This window comes from Ruegeria sp. HKCCA4633 (genome assembly GCF_013034605.1).
Classification (GTDB): Bacteria; Pseudomonadota; Alphaproteobacteria; order Rhodobacterales; family Rhodobacteraceae; genus Ruegeria.
On record NZ_WQGJ01000002.1, the window covers coordinates 281,922 to 304,317 of the forward strand.

Consider the following 22,396-nt stretch of genomic DNA (forward strand, 5'->3'; position numbering starts at 1 on the left):
GTATGGAAAGGTCTTGAGAAAACTTTCGCATTTGCTGATAGTTGGGTGGAATTTGGATCACGAGAGGGTTGTGTGTTATGGCCGCAGGCAGATTGTCCACCCTATCCTCGCTCGTGGTGGCTGCCGTGTTCATTTTGGCTGTAACTGCGCAAATGGCTGTTGCCAGCGACAGTTTTTTGGATCCGCAAGGCCCGATTGCAGCCATTCAGAAAACTCATCTGTTACGGGCGACCGCCCTGATCATGGTGGCGGTCATACCCGTCCTCGTTCTGGTCCCCTGGATCGCATTTCGATACCGGCGTCGAAGGGGTGGAACCGCTGCCTATAGGCCGGACTGGGATTTTTCAGCCAAACTGGAAATTATCATGTGGGGCGTGCCTGTTTTGATCGTAGCGCTCCTGTCTTTCTATCTTTGGAAGGCGACGCACCGGCTCGACCCGTATTCAGCAAGTTTTGGTGAGGAACCGGCCGTGCAGGTTCAGGTGGTTGGTCTGGATTGGAAGTGGTTGTTTCTCTATCCCGATCTGGGCATTGCCAGCGTCGGCGAGTTTGGAATCCCAACCAAACGACAGGTGGCCATGACATTAACCACCGATACTGTGATGCAGTCTTTCATGATCCCCTCTCTGGCCGGTCAGATTTACGCGATGCCGGGCATGACAACGCAATTGCATCTGGTCGCGGATACTCCAGAGGTCATGCAGGGCGAAAACACGCAGTATAACGGACGTGGGTTCACAAAACAGAAGTTCCGCACTGTTGCGATGGAGCAAGATGCCTTTGTTACGTGGGTCGACAAAGTGCGCACCGGCGGCATCCCGCTGAATGCGGCCACCTATCAGACGCTTGCGATGCGAACTGACAGGGATGAGGTTCAAGCAGCTTTGGGGACAGCACAGATGCCTGATGATGCACTGTATTTCACGCTAGAAGAGGATGTGTTCCAAAGCATTCTGCATCGGTATCACACCGGCGAGGGCTTGCCTGCCGATCAACAACCGGGCACGGCATCCTTCGGGCAGGAGGCGCAAAAATGACGTCAACCGAAACTGGCTTTTTGGGCCGCCTCAGTTGGGATGCGCTTCCGATTGCCGGGTTGCTTCAAGACCCCAGCGCCAATGAGATCGTGGCAAATGCGGCTGCGGGAGTCGTGATCGTTGGCGTTATTGCCGTGGTGGGCCTGCTCAGCTGGTTTCGGCTGTGGACACCGCTGTGGCGCGATTGGCTGACTAGCGTCGATCACAAGAAGATAGGCATCATGTATGTCGTCTTTGCCATCGTAATGCTTGCGCGCGGCGTGTTGGAGGGCGTTGTCATGCGCGCTCAGCAAGCCGCAGGGCCGGGTGATGGATTTCTTGAGGCCGAGCACTTTGCCGAGCTTTTCAGCACCCACGGCACGATCATGATTTTCTTTGTTGCCGTGCCCTTCGTCTTTGGTATTGCCAATTATGTTGTGCCGCTGATGATCGGGGCGCGCGATGTCGCGTTTCCCCGATTGAACCAGATCAGTTTGGGTTTGACTGTGTCCGCTGGCATGATGTTGATGGTCTCACTGGTGGTGGGGAGGTTCTCAACAGGCGGCTGGACAGCTTACCCGCCATATACGGGCGCCGCGTTTAATCCGGGAGTGGGACCGGATTATTGGATATGGGCCATCGTTGTATCGGGTATTGGGACCACGCTCACAGGCATCAACTTTGCCGTAACGATCTACAAAATGCGGGCGCCGGGAATGACCTTCATGCGGTTGCCGATGTATTGCTGGACGATTATCTGCAGTTCGATCCTGATCGTTTTTGCGATGCCGCCCTTGGGGGTTGCCGCGTTGATGCTGGCCGCAGACCGTTATCTGGATTTCCACTTTTTCACCAACGACCTCGGCGGCAACATGATGAACTACGCCAACCTGTTCTGGCTGTTCGGTCACCCCGAGGTCTATCTGCTGGTTCTGCCTGCCTATGGTATCTATTCCGAAGTGTTCGCGACTTTCTCGGCCAAGCGGCTCTATGGCTACAACTCGCTTGTTATTGCGACAATGTCGATTGCGGTGCTGTCCTTCACGGTCTGGCTGCATCACTTTTTCACCATGGGTCAGAGCGCATTGATCAACGCCGTTTTTGGTATTGCAACCATGCTGATCGCTATTCCGACCGGTGTGAAAGTCTATGACTGGATGGCAACCTTGTGGCGAGGGCGGATCCGGTTTTCGGTGCCGATGCTGTATGGGCTGGCATTTCTGATGCTGTTTGTGATTGGTGGCCTTAGCGGAGTGATCCTGGCCAATCCAACGATCGACTATCAGGTGCACAACACGCTGTTTCTGGTGGCGCATTTCCACAACGTGCTGTTGCCGGGTGTGCTGTTTGGTCTGTTGGCAGCTTATAACTATTGGTTCCCCAAGGCGTTCGGTTTCCGCCTGAACGAGTTCTGGGGCCGCGCTACAGTCGCTCTTTGGACCATAGGGTTTTTGTTGACCTTCATGCCGCTCTATTTCGTCGGGCTGATGGGAATGCCGCGCCGCTCATTCAGCTATGACGATCCGTCCTTCCACCCTTTCATGATCGTCGCCATCGTTGGGGCGCTGGTGATTACGTGCGCCTTGTTTTCGGTTCTCATCCAATTGTGGGTCAGTGTCCGGGATCGCGAAAAGACCCGTGTCCCGGTGGGGGATCCATGGGATGGCCGTACATTGGAGTGGTCGATTCCATCGCCACCGCCGCCGTACAATTTTGCAATCATCCCACAGGTAAAGGATCGTGATGACTTCGCTGCCGCCAAAGAACGAGGCATCGCGTATCCAACGCCGGACGCATATGAAGATATCGAATTGCCGCGCAATACCGGTATCGGCTTTATCCTCTGTGTTTTCAGCGGAGTCTGGATGTTTGCTTTGGTGTGGTGGATCTGGTGGTTGGCGGCCCTGATGACTGTGCTGATGATCCTGGCCGTGATCATCTGGACCTTTGACGACAGTACCGAATTCACCATCGCTGCTGAAGAAGTGCGCAGAGATCATGAAGCCTGGTTGTCCCTAGTTCACAGTGAAAAGGCTGTGGATCGTGACTACGAAACCTCCCCAGAAAACCGCGGCCTCGCCCGCCCAGATCTGGTGGCAGTCACATGAAACGCACACCAACGCATAGTTATCCGGGCATCAACCTTGGGGAACGCCACGCGAGTGCCGACAAGGCGACAGAAGTTGTCACCTTTGGTTTCTGGGTCTTCCTGATGAGCGATCTGGTCTATTTCGGCCTGATGTTTGCAATCTACATCACAATGATTGATGCGCAGGCGGGTGGACCCGGTCCGCACGAACTGTTCGATCTGAAAAGTGTCTTTGCTCAAACCCTGATCCTGTTGACCAGCAGCCTGACTGTCGGTCTTGCCATGCTGGCCTTAAAGTACAACTTGCCGCGCGAGCGCATCATTCTTTGGTTCGGGGTTACGCTTTTGTTGGGACTCAGCTTTCTGTTTCTTGAACTGCGTGACTTCATGGCGATGGCGGAAAAAGGCGGTGTTCCACAACGCAGCGGCTTCCTATCGGCATTCTTCGGTCTGGTCCCGCTGCATGGTTTGCACGTTGCGGCGGGATGTCTGTGGCTGATCGTTCTGGGCATTCAATTGCGCGCGAAAGGAATGACAGACCTGATTATCTCACGCGTGGTGCGTCTGGCGTTGTTCTGGCACTTCCTTGACCTGATCTGGATCGGAATAATCACCATCGTTTATTTCGGAGGTCTGACCTATGGATAAGCGCTCTGAAATACACCGTCGTGAGCGGCGACGTTATGTGATCGGATATGGCGGGTCGCTGTTGCTTACACTGGCCATGTTTGGCGTGGCGCATCTATTCGGTATCGAAACCACTGGCGTGTATCTGACAATTGGATTGCTTGGTCTGGCACAGCTTGTTTTGCAGCTAGTTTATTTCCTGCATATCGACCGTCGTCGCAGCAGCCGGGAAGATCTGCACCTTGTGCTGTTTTCCACGATGGTTTTGTTGATTATGATTCTGGGTACGGTTTGGGTGTTGGGCAACCTGGCGATCCGAATGCATATGCATGTGATGTAATAGGCAGCGCACAACAAAGGTAAACGGCATGAGACCTCTCAAAACCATAGCCATTGCTGTTATGTTGACCGTAATCGGTGTGGGTTTGCTGTTGTTTTGGCGGCACGAGGAACGGTACCCATCCACCCAGGATGCTTATATCGGCGCCAACATCATTTATGTGGCAGCCCAGGTGACCGGGCAAGTGGCGGAAGTCCAGATTTCCGATAACCAATCGGTTAAGAATGGCGATCTCCTGTTCACTATTGACGACACTCAGTTCAAAGCCTCCGTCGACGCGGCCAAAGCTGATCTGGACAGTGCCATTCAACAGGCCAAGTCGTACTCGACACAAATTACGGCCGCTGAAGCGTCCGTTCAAAGCGCCCAATCTGCTTATGACACTGCAAATAAGAGCCTAGAGCGCGCGAAAGCCCTGTTTGCTGCAGGTGATGTCGCGCAGGCCTCATTGGACCAGACGACATCAGAATTCGCGCAGGCCTCGGCACGGCTGACGACCAGCCAATCCAGCTTGTTGGCGCTGCAAAGCGGGTTGGAAGCAAAACAGGACGACATCTTGTCATCTCAGGCGCAGCTTGAGATCGCCGAAACAAACCTGGCTTGGACCAAGGTCTATGCGGTCGCAGATGGCTGGATCGCCAATCTGACGTTGCGCCCCGGATCTTCGGTCTCTGCCAACGCGCCTCAATTCTCGATTGTTGAGTCCTCGGATTGGTGGGTAGACGCCAATTTCAAGGAAACGTCGTTGCCTCGTATCCGGCCCGGGCAGCCTGTGACAGTTCAGGTCGACATGCTGCCGGGGGTGAAGCTTACCGGCAAGGTGGCCTCAATCGGACGCGGTTCAGGGGACACATTCTCGTTGCTGCCGTCCGAGAATGCCAGTGGAAACTGGGTCAAGGTCACACGGCGTTTTCCGGTTCGGATCGCACTTGACCCAACCGATGCCCCCTTGCGGGTCGGCGGCAGCAGCAAAGTTGTCGTGGACACAACGGGCCCGGCGGACGGAAAATGACTTCGGCGGCGTCCGGCCCTGTCAACCGGGTGATCGTGGTTGCTGTTGTTCTCAGCGCCATATTGGAAGTGCTGGACAGCACGATTGTCAACGTTGCCTTGCCGCATATTCAGGCCGCGTTTGGGGCGACAACCGACCAAGCGACATGGATTCTGACCAGCTATATCGTATCGGCGGTGGTCATAATGCCACTGACCGGCTTTGTGGCCCGCCGTGTTGGGCGGCGACGGTTGATCCTGACAGCAGTGACTGGCTTTGCAGTTATGTCGATGATGTGTGGCCTGTCCTGGAGCCTCGAAGTCATTGTTGCCTTTCGGCTGGCCCAAGGCATGTTTGGAGCTTTCCTGATCCCATTATCGCAATCGATCCTGTTCGACGCCTTCCCCAGAGAAGAGCGTGGGAAGGCGATGGCGGTTTTCGGCTTGGGGGTCGTAGTGGCACCCGTTCTTGGGCCGACGGTTGGTGCGATCCTGACCGAGTATTTCTCGTGGCGGATGGTGTTTTTCGTCAACTTGCCTGTGGCCGCCCTTGCCCTTCTGTTGCTGGCCGGGGAATTGCCCGAAGACAAGACCGAGGATGTACAGATCGACTGGAAGGGTCTGGCCTTGTTGGCACTTGGAATCGGGTGTCTGCAATTTGTCCTGGATCAGGGCGAAACCATGGATTGGATGTCGTCTCGTGTCATTCAAGCGGCTGTGGTCGCGTCGGTACTGGGCGCGATCGGATTTATTGTTCACGCATTGACCGCGCGTAACGCGGTCGTGGATCTGCGTTTGTTTGCGGACCGCAATTTTGCCCTGTGCAATCTGATCATCGCCGGATTTGCGGTCTCATTGTTTGGTGGTATTGCAGTCCTGCCAACGCTCGTACAAAACCTTCTGGATTTCCCCGTTATCGCTTCAGGCCACCTTTTTATTCCGCGCGGTTTGACAGCAGGATTGTCGATGGTTCTGACCGGCGCCGTACTGGTTCATCGTTTCGATCCACGCTTATTGGCGGGCGCCGGATTGTTGCTGACTGCGATTGGGAACTTCATGATGGGTGCCATCAACCTCAATGCCGGGTTTTGGGAGCTGGCGTGGCCCGGAGCCATCAGTGGGTTAGGGATGGGTTTGGTCTTTGTGCCTATGTCTATTCTCGCGTTCGAAAGCATCAGCCAAAACCGGCAAGACGAAGCCTCTGGCCTGTTCAACGTCACTCGCCAGTTGGGCTCATCGGTTGGCATCTCTCTGGTCGGCACATGGATCGTACGTGGACTTCAGACCAACACAGCTGTCCTAAGCCAGAATGTGACGCCCTATAACCCTGCGGCGCAAGCTTACCTGAACCCGCTTGGCTTGACACCTGACAGTCCACAGGGCGCTGCGATCCTGGGTCAGGAAATCGCGAAGCAGGCAGAACTGATCTCTTACCTGACCGTTTTCAACAATCTTGGCCTGCTGGCCCTGGCGACAATTCCGCTATTGTTTTTCTGTCGTGCGCCAAAGCCGGGAACCCAGACGGCTGTCCACGTGCATTGATCCACGGAAGCTTCAATAAATACCTTTTCCCCGACTGTACCAGATCGGGAACAAGGTTTCCCCACGATTTCAAGTGAAGTGACAGTCACAGATCAGTTAGGGATTGACCTCGGGTTATTCACCACATGTGTGTTGATCCTGCGAATGCTCCATTCGACCGCATCTCGCATCGCGCGGCCCAAGGCCTTGTCAAAGGCTTCGATCAGATCAGGTGTTTGTTCACTAGCGGCCACGACATTTTCCTGGAACGAGCTGGATGCAATAATCTTGTCTTCGTACTCGTCAATGACCTTAATATTCATACGCACTTCAATGCGGACCGATTTACTGGTCTCTGTTTCTTGGACCACAATGCCCTGAAATTCGCGCAGGTCAGGTGCAATCACATAGTCTGCGCGCAGGCCAACGGTAGATCGACCAACCGCCGCAACTTTTCCCGAATTCTCGTAGCTTTCCACCAACAGCGTTTGAACGATCAAAGGAGCACGATCTACCCAACGCGCGCGCGGGAGGTACTGCACCTGCAAGGGCGTCGGCTGAATAGCGATCTGATCTGTGTTCACTGCCGCAGTTGCTGTTGGTTCCTCGACAACGATCTGCTTTTGAATTCGGGGCAGTGCGGACGAAAACGTGCTTTTGGGCGTCAATAAATAAAGGTCGTTGGGCTTGGCCGCCTGTTGCAACGTACCCAGGCCAGCGCAGCCGCCGATCAGGGCAAATGCCAGCAATGCGAGAACAGGCTTGATCATTGGCGGAACTCCGATGCTTGAGTGCCCAACAGGAATCGCGCGGGATCCCGTTCAATCTTATCCACCAGTCGGTCGAGACTGATAACAAGTCGTTGGGATTCTTCGATGAAGCGGATAAATTGCGGAAGGCCGACGCGCAGGAAATCCGAAACTTGGCGACGATTGTTCTGAACGATGCCGTCGATGGTGCCCAGCAGTTCAGACGCAGAATTCGATGCGCTTAGAACGTCGTCCGAGATTTGATCGATCTTTTCGGTCACGTTCGAGACCGTCTCGGTCACTTGATTAGCCGCTTTGCGGATGTCAGCAGCCACAGGCGCGACTTCTTCTTCCATCACCCGATTGGCTGAGTTGAACGCCGTCTCTGCCGAAGACAGCGCCCCCTTCGCCGTGTCCATCGCCGACGTAATCGACCCCAATGTCGTATTGGCGTTCAGAACGGTTTCGTTGACAATCTCCAGGGTGACGCTGCCTTCGTCCGATAACAACGTCAAACGTTCAGCCAGTTGCGCGCCGCGTTCAATGAAAGGTCGAATGTCCTCTTGCAGGATCTGGTCCGCCGTTTGGATCGTTGTTTTTGCTTCGTCCAACGCGGCCTTGGCGGATTCTGATGCGGTTTTGACCGAGTCCAGCGTACCCGTTCCTGTCTCAAGCGTTGTCTTAGCTGTTTCGATCAATGGATCCAGACGCTTAGAGAATTCGCCAATGTCCTTGGCGGCATTACCAATATCGCTGGCGACAGACTCAAAGCTTGTCAAAGTGTTGTCCAACCGTCCTGTAGCCGACGCAAGATTGTCCAGTATACCGCTCACGGCTTCCCTGTTCTTGTCGTCAACGACCTTGTTGAGGCTTTCCAAAAGCGTGACAGCCTCATCCAAGACTTTGGGCGCGCCTTCGAACAGGGACTGGATTGTGCTGCGTTTGCTTTTGATCACGCTGTTTTGTGCCAGTCGTTGTGCGCTCGCCGACCCACCGGTCAACTCGACATAGCCAACCCCAGTCACACCAAGGGACTGCAACTGGGCAATCGTTTCCTCGGTGATTGGAATATCTGCGTCCACTTCGATGCGAACTCTGACTTTCGAGGGGTCGTCTTCATCCAAATTCAACGAAATAACCTGGCCAACGGGAAGGCCGTTGAAGCTCACACCTCCCGCAGCGGAAAGCCCTGAGACATTGTCGAATAAGACGTCGTAATAAGCGTATTGGCGCGAGATCTCAAATTTCGCAAGCCACAGGAAAAAACCGAATGCGCCCAGAAGCCCTGCAAGGGTAAACGCGCCGATCAGGATATAATTCGCTCGGGTTTCCATTGCCTCTACCTGTCCTGGCCCTTTTGTTGTGCTGCGCGGGCGCGGGGGCCTGTGAAGTATTCCTGCACCCAAGGATGATCGACCTTGGTCATGTCTTCTATCGGACCTTCGACCAGTACGCGCTGTTCTGCAAGTACGGCAATCCGGTCGCAGATGGCATAAAGGCTGTCCAGATCATGAGTGACCATGAACACCGTCAACCCAAGGGCCCGCTGCAATTCGCCAATCAACTCATCATAAGCCGCCGCTCCGATGGGGTCCAATCCGGCGGTCGGTTCATCCAGAAACACGATTTCGGGGTCCAAGGCCAATGCCCGGGCCAGCGCAGCACGCTTGCGCATACCGCCGGAAAGCTCGGACGGAAACTTGCCGCAGCTTAGCTGAGGCAACCCAACCAGGCTGATCTTCAGCGCGCCCAGCGACTCCATCAGCTTTTCGCTCAGACCCGTGTGCTCGCGCAGCGGGGCCATTACGTTTTGCAGGACGGTCAAAGACGAAAACAGAGCACCGTCCTGGAATGCCACGCCCCAATGGCGTTCGATGCTGCGTCGATCTTCCTCGGGGCCGTTCAAGACATCGACACCAAGAACTTCGATACTGCCCGCCGCCGGCTTGTTCAGCCCTACAATTGTTCTGAGCAATACCGATTTACCAGTGCCGGACCCGCCGACAATTCCCAGAACTTCGCCGCGCCAGACATCGAGGTCCAGATTATCATGCACCACCTGCGATCCGAACTGGTTTCTGAGGCCGCGCACACGGATCACAGCGTCACGTTGTGACGCCGTTGAATTCGTTGCCTGTTGTATGCTGCTGTTCATGTCAGATTCCGACCTCTGAGAAGAAAATCGAAAACAGGGCGTCAATTACAATGACCATGAAGATGGATTGCACAACCGAAGCGGTTGTACGCTGACCCACACTTTGTGCAGATCCTCTGACCTGCATGGCCTGCCAGCAGGAGATTACACCGATAACCAACGCAAAAAAGGGCGCTTTGATCAGACCAACGGCCAGTTGCCAAACATCCGTATTCTCCTTCAATCGCGTCAGAAACATGCCGGGGCTTACACCCAGATCAATCCAGCTCATCAAGGCGCCACCGAACAAACCCGCTATGTCCGCGATAAAGCCCAGAATGGGCAACATGATCAAAAGGGCGAGGACACGGGGAATTACCAGCACTTCAATCGGGTCCAGCCCCAAGGTTCGCATGGCATCAATCTCTTCTTGCACTTTCATCGAACCGATCGATGCAGTGAACGCCGAGCCGGAGCGACCTGCAACAATAATCGCGGTCAACAAAATCCCAAGCTCTCGTAAGATCGAGATTGAGATCAACTCCACCACAAATATCTCTGCACCAAACTGCTTGAGCTGCGTTGCGCCTTGAAACGCTAAAACAACACCGATCAGAAACCCCATCAGTGCCACGATGGGAAGGGCTTTTACGCCGGTTTCCTCCATATGCGTGACGAGGGCCGCCTTCCGCAGTCGCCATGGCATGACCATGGTGCGGAACAGCCGGTGCAGTGTAAGTCCCAGAAATTCGAGGATTGAAAGTGTGTCCTTCCAAGCCCCGAACATGCCGCGACCCACATCCGCTACCCAATCCATAAAACTACGGGGGTCTTCGAGTTTGCCAGGTTTGTCTGGGATAGATTGGCTTACTGTATCGATAAGCTTCGCATGTGCAGGCTTTGCGCCCAGAATTTCCACCGCCGCGCCGTTCGAGGTGAAACGCCGACCAAGGTCCGCGATCAGCCAGGCACCACCGGTGTCGAGGGCCTGAACCTGGGACAAATCAAAAACGACTTTGTCAGCCGAGGGTTGTATGGTTGCAAAATCATTTTCCACTGATGCCAAGGATTGCGTGAGCAATTCACCCGAAATACGGACGTGAGTGCCGTCGGTGTCGCGCTCGGATGAGATCATTGGCTTCGTCATAAAGCCATGTGAAATAATACGCTCTGAGCCTGCAAGCCTTTGTTCTGAAAGGTTGGGTTTTTGCGGGACAGGATGGCCCTTGTGTCACGCCTGGCACTGTTTGTTACGGCCGGATTTCCGGGCTCGAACGTGCAAGAAAGCGTTGGCTGCCGATTTAATCAGTTGCTTGAGCCCAGGAAGCGAGACACAGTCCGCGTGGGAATCTAGGTTGGAGTCGGAGTGTTCGGATGTCTCAGGCTAAAAACGTCTTGTTCATCATCATTGATCAACTTCGGGCTGATTGCCTGAGCGGTGCTTTGGCGGATTATGTGGACCTTCCGAATTTGCGGGCGTTCATGCAAGAGGCGGTGACCTTTACGCGGCATTACTCTGTCACCAACCCTTGTGGCCCATCGCGCGCTTCGCTTTTGACCGGGCAATACGCGATGAACCACCGGTCGGTGCGAAATGGAACGCCGCTGCGTCACGATACCCCCAATATCGCCACGGAAATGCGCAAAGCGGGATATTTGCCGATGCTGTTTGGCTATACGGACACATCTGCCGATCCGCGTGTCCATGACGCCAATGATCCGGTTCTCAAATCATATGAGCAGTCCATGACCGGGTTTTTTGAGGTGGTCGAAATGCGCCTTGAAGAGTCATATCCCTGGCAAGCACATCTGATGAAAAATGGATATAAGTTCGATCAGTACTGGGATGTTTACAAGCCGACCTCGAAAGACGGCCAGCCCCCCAAATTGAACGACCCGGCGCCTTATCGGGCCGAAGACAGTGATACGGCGTTTCTGACGGATGCGTTTCTTGAAGGCATCGCGCCTCATTGTGGCGAGGGTTGGTTTGCTCATTTGACCTATATCCGCCCACATCCACCTCTGGTCGCACCCGCGCCGTACAACGACATGTACAATCCGGCAGAAATCCCTCTGCCACAACGGTTGCACAGTACGGAAGCCGAGAAGGACCTGCACCCGTTTTTTGGGCCAACGCAGAATTCCTATACAGCCAAAGACTTTGTGCACGGCTTTGATGAAGTCGAGCCGACGGACGAAAACATTCGCACTCTGCGCGCTGTCTATCTTGGTCTGGCAACAGAGGTCGATCACCATATCGGTCGTGTGGTGAAATTCCTCAAGGACAGCGGGCAATATGACGACACGATGCTTGTGATCACAGCTGATCATGGCGAAATGCTGGGGGATCGCCACAGCTGGGGTAAGATGACCGTCTATGACGCAGCCTATCATACCCCTTTGATGATCCGTTTGCCCGGGAACAATGATCAGGCGGGTGCGCGAGTCAGTGTTCCAACTGAATCGGTCGATGTCGCGCCAACGATCCTGGACTGGATTGGGCATCCGGCTCCGAACGCGATGGATGGTCGATCCTTGATGCCGCTGTTGCGGGGTGAAGTTCCAGAGGACTGGCGCAGCTATTCGTTCAGCGAGCTGGATTTCTCGGAACCTGAAAACCCGACACTGTGGCAACAGCAACTGGGAACGGGCAACAGCGACTCGTGCCTGGGAATTCTGCGAGACGAGCGATTTACTCTGATCGAGTTTGCCGCCGACCTGCCGCCGATCCTGTTTGACCATCACGGCAAAGGCGAATTTGAGAATGTGGCGGACAAGCCTGAACTGGCGCCGGATTTGGCCCGATTAAGCCGTCAGATGCTGCGGCACCGGATGAAGAACATGGACCATACACTTTCGCTGCATTCGATTACATCTGAAGGTGCAAAAAACCGTTCTCGATACTGATCGCCCCGTGTGTGGCTTAGAACTTTCCCTGAAAAATTGTATACAAATTAATATCTTATGATATAGTCCTTGTGAAATACGCATCGTTTTACGCTCTGACGGCCAGCGGTAATTGTGCTTTGGTTTTTCGGTTCTGAATTATTTGTCCAGATCGGCTTGTCAGCGATTTCAAAGTTCCAAACACACCTTTGTGCACACAAGGGGTTCCGGGGAGGACAGGGATGGGAGATTGGTTTGTGAATGCGCTGCGCAGCTATCCCGAACTGGCGGTTTTTCTGTCGATAGGGATAGGGTTCTGGATCGGTCCCAAGAAATTTTTTGGTTTCAGCCTCGGGACCGTCACGGCAACTTTGCTTGCGGCTGTGATCATCGGGCAAACGCACATTCAAATCGACTCGGCGGTCAAATCGACCTTTTTCATCATGTTCATCTTTGCAGTTGGATACGGTGTCGGCCCGCAGTTTATCCGCGGTCTCAAGGCAGACGGCGCACGTGAGGTGTTGTTCGCACTCAGTGTTTTGGCTTTGTGCCTGATTGTGCCAGTCTTATCTGCCAAAGTCGCAGGACTGGAACTGGGCTTCGCGGCTGGCTTGTATGCAGGATCACAGACCATTTCTGCCGCAATTGGTCTGGCGACCGACCAGATCAGTCAACTGGGTCTATCGCCAGAACAGGCGCAGAAATACGCCAATCAGATACCGATTGCCTACGCAGTCACATATATTTACGGCACGATCGGGTCGGCCATCATTCTGGCCAAAATCGGGCCACGTCTGATCGGTGTGAATCTGGTTGCCGCTTGCAAAGAATATGAGGCCAAGCTTGGTGGTAGCGCTTCTGTTGAGACTGGCGAAGGTATCGTTTCGGCCTATCGCATGATCGAAGCTCGGGCGTTCGAAATCCCCGATGACAGCGATTTGCTGGGCCAGCCGGTGAAGGATTTGATGCCCGGCGTGCGTATTTATGCCGAACGGATCAAGCGCGGTGACGCTGTAATCGAGGTTGAAGACAGCACGGTACTTCAGGCGGGCGACCTCGTCATGTTCTCTGGGCGACGCGCGGAATTGGTTGGCCTTTTGGAAGGGCACCTGAAAGAGGCTGATGCCCCTGCATTGCTGAACACGCCGACCGAGAAGCTGGATGTGCTGATCACCAGCAAAGAGGTTCACGGGAAAACTCTGGAAGAACTAAGCAAGCTTTCGCTGGCGCGCGGTGTCTATGTCTCGAAACTAATACGAAACATGGTCGAACTGCCACTTCTGCCGGGAACTGTTGTGCATCGCGGCGATATCTTGACGGTTCTTGGATCAAAGCGTCATGTAGAGGCCGCCATTGCCCGGGTTGGGTATGCCGACCGCCCGGTCGAGACAACAGACTTGGCTTTTGTCGGCTGGGGAATATTCATTGGTGGTCTGGTCGGAACACTGGCAATTACCATGGGTGGTTTCCCGATTAGCTTATCCACAACAGGCGGGGCCCTTTTGGCCGGCTTATTACTGGGCTGGTTGCGGACTGTGCATCCGACATTCGGGCGTATTCCCGGCCCGTCTTTGTGGTTGATGAACACCCTTGGCCTAAACGTTTTCATAGCTGTGATTGGCATAAGCGCCGGTCCCGGTTTTGTGGCTGGCCTGCAACAGGCCGGTGTTGCGCTGCTGCTTTGGGGAATAGTCGCCACCTCTCTGCCGATGATCTTCTCGGTTTACGTTGGCCACTATGTGTTCAAGTTCCACCCGGCCATCCTGTTTGGAGCCTGCGCTGGCGCGCGAACAACAACCGCTGCGCTTGGGATGATCCAGGAGGCCGCACAAAGTCGAATACCCGCGCTGGGATACGGGATGCCCTATGCGATCGGGAACACATTGTTGACGATCTTTGGCATGGTCGTTGTTTTGATCCTTAGTTGATTTGGAAAGGTATGTGTTATGGACCGTTTGAAACTGCACGATTACGAAGCGCTCAGCCCTTTTCAGATCAAAGATGAGCTGATCAAACTAGCCTCGGATGAGGCCAGAAAATCCAACAGCGCGTTTCTGAATGCGGGACGAGGGAATCCCAACTGGATCGCAACCCGTCCGCGTGAAGCGTTCTTTGCACTCGGTCAGTTTGCCGTCACCGAAGCCAAACGCGTCATGGATCATCCGGCGGGTCTGGGTGGCATGCCAGCCATTAAAGGATGCCATCACAGGCTTCTGAAATGGGCTGAGGTCAATGCGGACATGCCCGGCACGGACACTTTGCTTACCGTTGTCAAACACGCCATTTTTGCGTTTGATTTCAATGCAGATGCGTTTGTTCACGAACTGACGGACTCGATTATTGGCGACAATTACCCGGTGCCGGACCGTATTCTGCATCACAATCAGATCATAGCGCACGAATACTTGATGTGGGCCATGTGTTCTGGTCGACAGCCGGGTGCGCGATTTGATCTGTTTGCAGTCGAGGGCGGCACGGCGGCGATGTGTTACATCTTCAAGTCGCTCAAGGCCAATCGAGTGCTGAGCCCGGGTGACACGATTGCGTTGTGTACTCCGATCTTCACGCCGTATCTCGAGATGCCTGAACTTGAGGATTACAGCCTCGAATCCGTTCATGTGGAAACGGACGAAGAAGACGCGTTCCAGCTGACCGATGCAGCGGTCGAGACACTAAAAGACCCCAAGGTCAAAGCGTTCTTTCTGGTCAATCCAGGCAATCCATCATCCGTTGCCTTGAACAAGGCATCTTTGGAGAAGCTGGCAGACGTGGTCGAGAATCACCGTCCAGACCTTATCGTCTTGACGGATGATGTCTATGGAACCTTCGTGCATGATTTCACATCGGTCATGGGGTACATGCCGCGCAACACGATCGGCGTGTATTCGTATTCGAAATATTTCGGCTGCACCGGCTGGCGCTTGGGTGTCATTGCAGTGGCGCAGGACAACATCTTTGACCTTAAACTGACTGAGCACAGTGAACAGATCAAACAGGCGCTGGACAAACGCTATGGTACGCTCAGCCTGACACCGCGTGATATTCGGTTCATTGATCGTCTGGTTGCAGACAGCCGGGACGTCGCCCTGAACCACACCGCTGGTCTTTCCTTGCCGCAACAGGTCATGATGACCCTGTTTTCGCTTGTTGAACTGGTAGACACCAAGAAAGACTATCAAACCGCTTGCATGGAGCTTGTACATCGACGGTTCAAGCTGTTGACTGAAGCAATGGGGATCCAGGTTGACGCGGGCGAAAACTACGATGCCTACTACGGGATTATCGATTTCGAATATTGGTTGCGCAAATATGTCGGCGATGACGTTGTTGCATGGATCAAGAAAAACGTGCACCCGCTGGACATTGCGTTCAAACTGGCCGAGGACCACGGAATTGTTTTGTTGAACGGCAGCGGATTCGATGCGCCGGGTTGGTCTGCGCGCGTGTCCTTTGCCAACCTGCCGGACGAAGCCTACGCTCAGATCGGTCGCGCGGTACGGTCCGTCGCCAGAGGTTATGTCGAGGCATATCGTGCCGCTAACAATATGCCACTGCATGGTGAATCTTAACTTTGGATTACCCCAAGAATGAAACTCACTATCCGTACCTGTAATCAGGTGCTACGCAGGGGTTGTGGAAAAAACAAAGTTGGACATATCGGAAAAGCGCATCAAAGCGATGACCACGGCGGGGTTGAACCTAATCGGTCAGGCGCTTTCAATTTATGACAGCAAGCTGCAACTGGTCCTCAGCAACCGCCCATTTCAGGAAATGTTCGATTTGCCGGATGAGTTGGTTCAGCGGGGGGCACTATTTCGGGATACAATCCATTTCCTCGCCAGCCGTGGAGAATATGGCCATGAAGAGAGTGTCGAGGACATGGTCAATCTGCGGGTCAAGCAGGCCCTGGCGTTTGAACCGCATTACATGGAGCGGGTGCGGCCCAACGGTCAGGTTGTCTCAATCGAGGGCGCTCCGTTGCCTCAAGGAGGATGGGTCGCGGTCTATACTGACATAACAGGCACGAGGCGGGCCGAGAACCTGTTGCGGGCGCGATCAGAGGAACTGTCGGAACAGTTGCTCGGACACGCCGAGGAACTATCAGCGACTAACCGCAAGCTTGCAGCCACGATCGCGGCCTTGGAAGAAGCGAAAAGGGAACTGACCGAAATTGAAGCCCGCACGCGCCTTGTGACCGAAATGATGCCTGCGCATATCGCGCATTTGGACAGTGACGGGCTTTATGACTACTCCAACCGACGTCTGAGTGCGGTCATGCCGGGGCGTCCGTCCGATATTCTGGGTCTGCATATCTCTGAGGCGCTGGGTGCAGTCGCTTTTGGGCGCGTGGAGAGCCATTTGCAAAAGGCTTATGATGGCGAGGCTTCGGTTTTTGAGTTCACCGAAGATCAGGATGCTCGTCGCATCCGTGTTTCATTCACGCCGGATGGGGCAGGGGGTGTCTACGTGATGTCCGTGGACATTACCGAAGAAACGCAGGCACGGGTCGCCTTGCAGCAGACTCGTCGCCGGGCGATGGCGGCCCAGATGACCAGCGGCCTGGCGCATGACTTTTCCAACTTGCTAACGATTATCCTTGGGATGCAGTCCAGATTGGACAAAATGGACCTGCCGGATGAAGCGCAAGAACTGGTTGCAGCCACTCAACAAACTGCACGGCGGGGTGGGCAGTTGCTGAATCGCATCGCAGATATGACAGGCAACCGTACGCCCCAGCCGCAGGCCACAGACATGCGCGGTTTGTTGGAAGATCTGCGTATTCTGGCCACCCCATCCCTGCCGCGTGGCATGGGGCTTTCTGTTGTGAACACTCTTCCCGATCAGACATTAATGTTGGATCCGGGGATGGTGCAGGATGCGTTGCTGAACCTTGTCCTGAATGCGCGAGATGCATGCGGAAGCACAGGTCAGATAACTATCAGCGCACATGCGATTGGCAAGATATGGGTCGAAATCACGGTGTCGGACACCGGTCCAGGGTTTTCACCCGAGGCGCTGGAGAAGGCGTTGAACCCTTTTTTTACAACCAAAGGCAATGATGGGTCCGGCCTGGGCTTGCCCATGGTTTATGACACGGTGAAACTTGCTGGTGGTGATCTGAACATAAGGAATACTCCATCCGGCGCATCGGTCGTGTTGCGATTGCCGTATCGCTCTGCTCCACCCTCTCAGGATGGCCTTGTTTTGTTGGTGGAAGACAGCGACGAGTTGCGAGGTCAGTTCCGGGACATGCTGGTTGAGCTTGGGTTTTCAGTCATAGAAGCCAATTCGGTGGATGAAGCCCTAACGCTGCTTTCGAATGTAGAGGATATCGCGATGGTGTTGTCCGACATCCGCCTCGAAGGAGGGGGCTCGGGCCTGGATCTTCTGCGGCAAATAGGCTCTGGAGTGCCGTGCATCCTTATGACCTCTCTACCGAATTCTGATCCGCTGTACCAACAGGCGCTTGCGCTGGCGCCGGTGTTGCGTAAACCGTTTTCACAGGCTCAATTGTCCGCACTGATCCAAGCTAAGGCCGCCTGATGACCCAACCGTTGGTGACTATTCTCGATGACGAACCCGAGATACGACGTATCCTGACTGACGTCTTGGAGGATGCAGGTTTCCGAACACAGAGTTTCTCTCGCGCGAGAGAGTTCGAGGCGGCACTGAACCGCGTGACGCCGGATGTCTGTCTTGTGGATCTTTCCCTGCCGGATACCGATGGGTTGGCACTGGTTCATCGTCTTGCTTTGGAACAGGGTGCTGCGGTGATCATCATATCTGGTCGGGCACAGGTTCAGGATCGTGTGACTGGGTTGGAGCTTGGGGCTGATGATTACATAACCAAACCGTTTGATCCGGCAGAAGTGGTGGCCAGGATCCGGGCCAGATTGCGTAACCCACGCAGTCAGACGTCGCATTCGGACACCGCTATTTTCAACGGTTGGATTGCACATTTTGACCGCTACGTTCTTGAGGATGGCGCCGGTGTCGAAACGCCTTTCAGCCATGCAGAAGGAGAGGTTCTGAGGCTATTCCTCGAAAGCCCCAAGCGTCTCATCAGCAGAGCGCAAATGCAAGAATCGTTGGGCGGTGCAGCAGGCGACAGTTTTGACAGGGCCATGGATGTGCGAATTTCCAGGCTTCGTACCAAACTTGGCGAAGACCCAAAGAATCCTCGCGTTATAAAAACGATTTACGGCGCTGGTTACATCTTTCTGGGCGATGTGAGTTGGAAATAAATGCAATCTTTGTCTAAAAAAACGTTTGAAGCGGGGTATGAGGTTGGTTTTGCCTACACAGCTGATTGATACTGATCCGGCACTCGGAATTTTTTTTGCGTTGACAATTTTTTAACCTTTGACCCAGCGAGTGGAGCAGTTTCCATCGGACGCAACAAATGAAACTATGCTTGGTGATGTTATGATGAGCCTGGAAACTGATGACGCTGCCGCCGAGATCGTTTAGATAGTGCGGGCTCTTTCGCGGTTACTTCTCAGTTGCATAAGATTCGGGTTCTTTGTGGCCAGTGATCCGGTCGACTGCCGAAAAGGTCACCACGGTCTGGCGGTTCTGTTGAAACGTCATTTGATTTGCTGATCTTTCGCCTAGAGTCTTGTTTTCACGTACCTTCTTCGGACTCGGCGGTGGTCTATGTGCAGTTCCAGTTCCTACAGTTCCTAGGTTATGCGCATACGACCATAACTTCAGAAGCTAACACGGTGTTATTCCCGCGTCTTCGCTACTCAATAAATATAAGCTTCAAACGATTCTTCCGACGACTACACTTTCTTCCAAAGGGGCGCGGTGTATGCGCGCAATAAATGAATCGCACCTTTTTGCTACTTGAAACTCTACTTATAACACTTGTGTCAGACGAAGAGATTGAGACTACAAAGGCCTTAATTGAGGGTCGCAGTGCTGGTAGCAACAGGCAGTTAACCCAACAGGCACTGCCGTGTATGTCGCATTCTACTGAAATCTTGCGACTTTCACGACGAAGAATTGCTAGGACAGAATTCCAATGACTAAGGACGGTAAGGATCAACCTAGGAAGCTCCCAACTGATGGCGGGCAGCATCTTCCAGAATTCCGGAGTACTAAAGATCTAGAACATCTCCATAGGTATCAAATAGCCCGCAGTCTAGCAACCGGATTTGACGTTCTGGACATTGCCTGTGGCGAGGGCTCCGGAACTTATACTATTGCCGAAAATGCTAAGTCGGTTATCGGGCTGGACATAAGTGCGTCGGCCGTTGACTATGCGAAGTTGCTGTACCGCGATCCTCGTCTGATCTTTCACGTTGGCAGCGCCACGGATATTCCAATGCCAGATTCTTCTGTAGATATGGTCACTTCTTTCGCGACCATTGAATATATGGGAGAGCACGACCTTATGATGCAGGAATTTCGTCGTGTTCTTCGGCCCGGTGGGTTGTTGCTTATATCAAGTCCTGATCAGCTCGAGCGCTCGGACAAGTTCTTGAATGATAGCCTGCTGCGTGATAAAGTGCTTCCTGCAGACGATTTAGTAGAACTAGTAGACCACTACTTTCCAAACACATGCCACTATAGCCAACGTTTGAGCACTTCGTCGCTTATTGCGAACGAAAAAAGTGCATCATTTCGTGTATTAGCCCACAGCGATATCTACAACAGTGTCTCGAAATCTCGTCATCATCTTATTCTTGCCTCTGACGGTGAACTGCCAGAGCTATCGAACTCATTCTTTGAGATTCCTGATGTTCCGCTGAAACACTATTCCGTCGAGGAGGCACAAGTCCGCGTGACAGACCCCAATGAAAAGCTGCTCAATGCAACAGGCAAGCAAGAACGGAGTTCAGCTCCGGAAGATACTCTGAGCAAGCTCAAGGGAACCTTGGCAGAGCGTGATAAGATCATTTCCCAACTCATCGAACATCTTCTGAGCACAACGAGTAGTGCCAATGAGGTGTTGCAAAGCAAATTTTGGCGCAAAACCAGCTTAAATCGTCGTTTGTCAAATAGCTTGCGCGAACGCCGGGGACGACCCAAGAAAATCTGGCCGGAAAAATTTGAAACACCCGAGTTTGTCGAGCGTATTCTGGCTGGTGACACCAATGTAAGCCTAGTCTTGCAAGACCGGCGCGCCAGTGCGGCGCAAGGGGTTATCCCACCTTTCGGTCGCTACGGAAAAGGACCAGACTTGCCCGTTGTTCAATACTCACAGGTGCAGGAAGGTTTTATCGACTACGTGCCTCACGATACGCTCGAAACCGTTGTAAAGGCCATTGCCTTTTATCTCCCACAATTTCATCCTTTTCCCGAGTATGAAAAATCGTGGGGCAAACGTTTCACCGAGTGGGCCAATGTAGGTAAAGCACACCCTCTTTTTGCAGGACACCATCAGCCACATTACCCTATCCATTTGGGATACTATGATCTACGCTTTCCTGAGGTAATTGAAGAGCAGGCGAGGTTGGCGCGCAATTACGGCTTATCCGGGTTCGCATATTATTTCTACTGGTCTGCGGGCAAGCCGCTTATGGCAAAGCCGCTCGAAGCAATGCGTAACAACCCTAACGTGGACATGCCGTATTGCATGATCTGGGCCAACAAAAACTGGACCAACCGCTTGGACGGGTTGGATCAGGAAATTCAAATCGATAAGGACCATTCACTGGAAAATTCACATGAGATGTTTCAGTATCTTGAACCCTTTATGAAAGACCCACGATACATCCGTGTTAACGGGAAACCCCTCTTCATCGTTTGCCGGGCACACCCAATCCCCGACTTCAAGAAAACCGTTCAGATGTGGCGGAAACAGGCAAAAGAGATGGGCCTTGGCGGCTTGTACGTCGTTTCTGCGCCAACGGTCGGTAATGGAGCGCCAGAAGAGCTTGGACTGGATGCGGTCATACAATTCCCACCCCACGCTGTTGACGCAAAGAGTGTCACCAAACTCGTCGACAATCTAGAAGAGGGATTTGAAGGCGATATATATGACTACGATGATACTGTGTCCAAGGAGGTCCGCAAGAAACCCTCGGCGAAGAAGACCTTTCGAACCGCCATGTTGTCCTGGGACAACACTGCACGGTTGGGTTTGAAGGCATCGATATTCACTGATTTCAGTCTGACGCGATACAGTCAGTGGCTATCTGCGAATTTAGAAAACACTGCCAAAAACCCTGACCTGACTGACGATGAACGTATCGTTTTCATCAACGCATGGAATGAATGGTCAGAAGGAACTCACCTGGAACCTGACCACCGCTACGGGTATGGATATCTGGATGCCACGCGGAAAGTATTGGCCAACTATGAATCTATCGCGGCACCTTTCCTGCGCCCTGAGATTCCTGAAACTACGGAGGCGAAGTATGCCATTTCCGCTCATGTGCATTACGCAGATACGTGGCGGGAACTGAAGGAACTCATCGATGAACTTCCTACGGGCGTGGTTGATGTTTATGTAACTGTCACAAGTCTGGAAACGGCGCTGACAGTTAGTAAAACCATGCCAGAGGCGCATGTAGAACTCGTAGACAACCGGGGCCGGGACGTTCGCCCATTCCTTTTAACGATGCAGCGCATCGCGCATTTAAATTACCGGGCACTGTGCAAGGTGCACGGCAAGAAATCAGTATATCGTGTCGATGGGGATAATATCCGCAAGAGCACTTTGAGCGCCCTGATCAACAAGTCTGCCTTAAAAAAGTTTGAAGCGGACCCTACTCTTGGAATGCTAGCGTCGCACCGTTCAATTCATAGGCACGACAAAGCTAATATGCACCACAATCGAGAAAACGTAAAAAAAATATCTCGTCAGATAGGAGTTGAATACAAAGATGGGCAATTCATTGCTGGAACCATGTTTTGGATCGCGCCTGCCGCTATCGAACCTTTGTTGAAGCTGGATATTAACGATTTTGACGTCGAGCGAGGATTGGCTGACGGTACCCTGGCCCACGCTGTGGAGCGAATATTCGTCAGCCTGGTCGAGGCTTCGGGATTTCGATTGGAACCTTTTAGAGGTCGGTGAATTGGTTTTCCCAA

The 22,396-nt window shown here is 53.5% G+C and carries 16 protein-coding genes; 12 read left to right on the plus strand and 4 right to left on the minus strand.

Annotated elements, in window-relative coordinates:
* Nucleotides 1–77: 77 nt before the first annotated feature.
* From GOV85_RS07905 to GOV85_RS07930, 6 genes are read left to right on the plus strand one after another with little or no spacing between them, the layout of a single operon-like run.
* On the plus strand, nucleotides 78–1,037 hold the full coding sequence (locus tag GOV85_RS07905; protein ID WP_171176734.1) for a cytochrome ubiquinol oxidase subunit II: 960 nt from the start codon (nucleotides 78–80) through the stop codon (nucleotides 1,035–1,037).
* Complete coding sequence (locus GOV85_RS07910; protein ID WP_171176736.1) at nucleotides 1,034–3,124, plus strand: cbb3-type cytochrome c oxidase subunit I; 2,091 nt, start codon at nucleotides 1,034–1,036, stop codon at nucleotides 3,122–3,124. Before GOV85_RS07905 ends, GOV85_RS07910 begins: the two co-directional genes overlap by 4 nt.
* Entirely contained in the window at nucleotides 3,121–3,753 is a 633-nt protein-coding gene (locus GOV85_RS07915; RefSeq protein ID WP_171176738.1) for a cytochrome c oxidase subunit 3, read from the plus strand. The genes GOV85_RS07910 and GOV85_RS07915 overlap by 4 nt, the downstream gene beginning before the upstream one ends.
* Nucleotides 3,746–4,072, plus strand: coding sequence for a cytochrome o ubiquinol/quinol oxidase subunit IV (locus GOV85_RS07920; RefSeq protein ID WP_171176740.1), 327 nt, complete (start codon nucleotides 3,746–3,748; stop codon nucleotides 4,070–4,072). The genes GOV85_RS07915 and GOV85_RS07920 overlap by 8 nt, the downstream gene beginning before the upstream one ends.
* 28 nt (nucleotides 4,073–4,100) lie before the next feature.
* On the plus strand, nucleotides 4,101–5,084 hold the full coding sequence (locus GOV85_RS07925; RefSeq protein ID WP_171176742.1) for an HlyD family secretion protein: 984 nt from the start codon (nucleotides 4,101–4,103) through the stop codon (nucleotides 5,082–5,084).
* Nucleotides 5,081–6,604: a DHA2 family efflux MFS transporter permease subunit gene (locus GOV85_RS07930; RefSeq protein ID WP_171176744.1), complete on the plus strand. Its 1,524-nt coding sequence runs from the start codon at nucleotides 5,081–5,083 to the stop codon at nucleotides 6,602–6,604. The genes GOV85_RS07925 and GOV85_RS07930 overlap by 4 nt, the downstream gene beginning before the upstream one ends.
* 92 nt (nucleotides 6,605–6,696) lie before the next feature.
* Here the strand turns inward: GOV85_RS07930 and GOV85_RS07935 are convergent, their stop codons facing one another.
* From GOV85_RS07935 to GOV85_RS07950, 4 genes are read right to left on the minus strand one after another with little or no spacing between them, the layout of a single operon-like run.
* Complete coding sequence (locus GOV85_RS07935) at nucleotides 6,697–7,353, minus strand: ABC-type transport auxiliary lipoprotein family protein (protein ID WP_171176746.1); 657 nt, start codon at nucleotides 7,351–7,353, stop codon at nucleotides 6,697–6,699.
* Nucleotides 7,350–8,666: an MlaD family protein gene (locus GOV85_RS07940; RefSeq protein WP_171176748.1), complete on the minus strand. Its 1,317-nt coding sequence runs from the start codon at nucleotides 8,664–8,666 to the stop codon at nucleotides 7,350–7,352. Before GOV85_RS07940 ends, GOV85_RS07935 begins: the two co-directional genes overlap by 4 nt.
* Before the next feature lie 5 nt (nucleotides 8,667–8,671).
* Entirely contained in the window at nucleotides 8,672–9,487 is an 816-nt protein-coding gene (locus GOV85_RS07945; RefSeq protein ID WP_171176750.1) for an ABC transporter ATP-binding protein, read from the minus strand.
* A gap of 1 nt (nucleotide 9,488) precedes the next feature.
* On the minus strand, nucleotides 9,489–10,613 hold the full coding sequence (locus GOV85_RS07950; protein WP_171176752.1) for an MlaE family lipid ABC transporter permease subunit: 1,125 nt from the start codon (nucleotides 10,611–10,613) through the stop codon (nucleotides 9,489–9,491).
* 227 nt (nucleotides 10,614–10,840) lie between these two features.
* On the opposite strand from GOV85_RS07950, the gene GOV85_RS07955 reads away from it, so the two are divergent.
* The 6 genes from GOV85_RS07955 to GOV85_RS07980 all read left to right on the plus strand — a co-directional run bounded on the left by GOV85_RS07955 (nucleotide 10,841) and on the right by GOV85_RS07980 (nucleotide 22,382).
* Nucleotides 10,841–12,373, plus strand: coding sequence for an alkaline phosphatase family protein (locus tag GOV85_RS07955; protein ID WP_171176754.1), 1,533 nt, complete (start codon nucleotides 10,841–10,843; stop codon nucleotides 12,371–12,373).
* Between the two features lie 221 nt (nucleotides 12,374–12,594).
* Nucleotides 12,595–14,280 (plus strand): aspartate-alanine antiporter, encoded by a 1,686-nt coding sequence (gene aspT / locus GOV85_RS07960; protein WP_171176756.1) that lies wholly within the window; start codon nucleotides 12,595–12,597, stop codon nucleotides 14,278–14,280.
* An 18-nt stretch (nucleotides 14,281–14,298) separates the two neighbouring features.
* Entirely contained in the window at nucleotides 14,299–15,921 is a 1,623-nt protein-coding gene (locus GOV85_RS07965) for a bifunctional aspartate transaminase/aspartate 4-decarboxylase (RefSeq protein ID WP_171176758.1), read from the plus strand.
* A gap of 109 nt (nucleotides 15,922–16,030) precedes the next feature.
* Nucleotides 16,031–17,896: a PAS-domain containing protein gene (locus tag GOV85_RS07970; RefSeq protein WP_371813583.1), complete on the plus strand. Its 1,866-nt coding sequence runs from the start codon at nucleotides 16,031–16,033 to the stop codon at nucleotides 17,894–17,896.
* Nucleotides 17,896–18,597: a response regulator transcription factor gene (locus GOV85_RS07975; RefSeq protein WP_171176762.1), complete on the plus strand. Its 702-nt coding sequence runs from the start codon at nucleotides 17,896–17,898 to the stop codon at nucleotides 18,595–18,597. The genes GOV85_RS07970 and GOV85_RS07975 overlap by 1 nt, the downstream gene beginning before the upstream one ends.
* A 782-nt stretch (nucleotides 18,598–19,379) precedes the next feature.
* Nucleotides 19,380–22,382, plus strand: coding sequence for a glycoside hydrolase family 99-like domain-containing protein (locus GOV85_RS07980; protein ID WP_171176764.1), 3,003 nt, complete (start codon nucleotides 19,380–19,382; stop codon nucleotides 22,380–22,382).
* Nucleotides 22,383–22,396 lie beyond the last annotated feature (14 nt).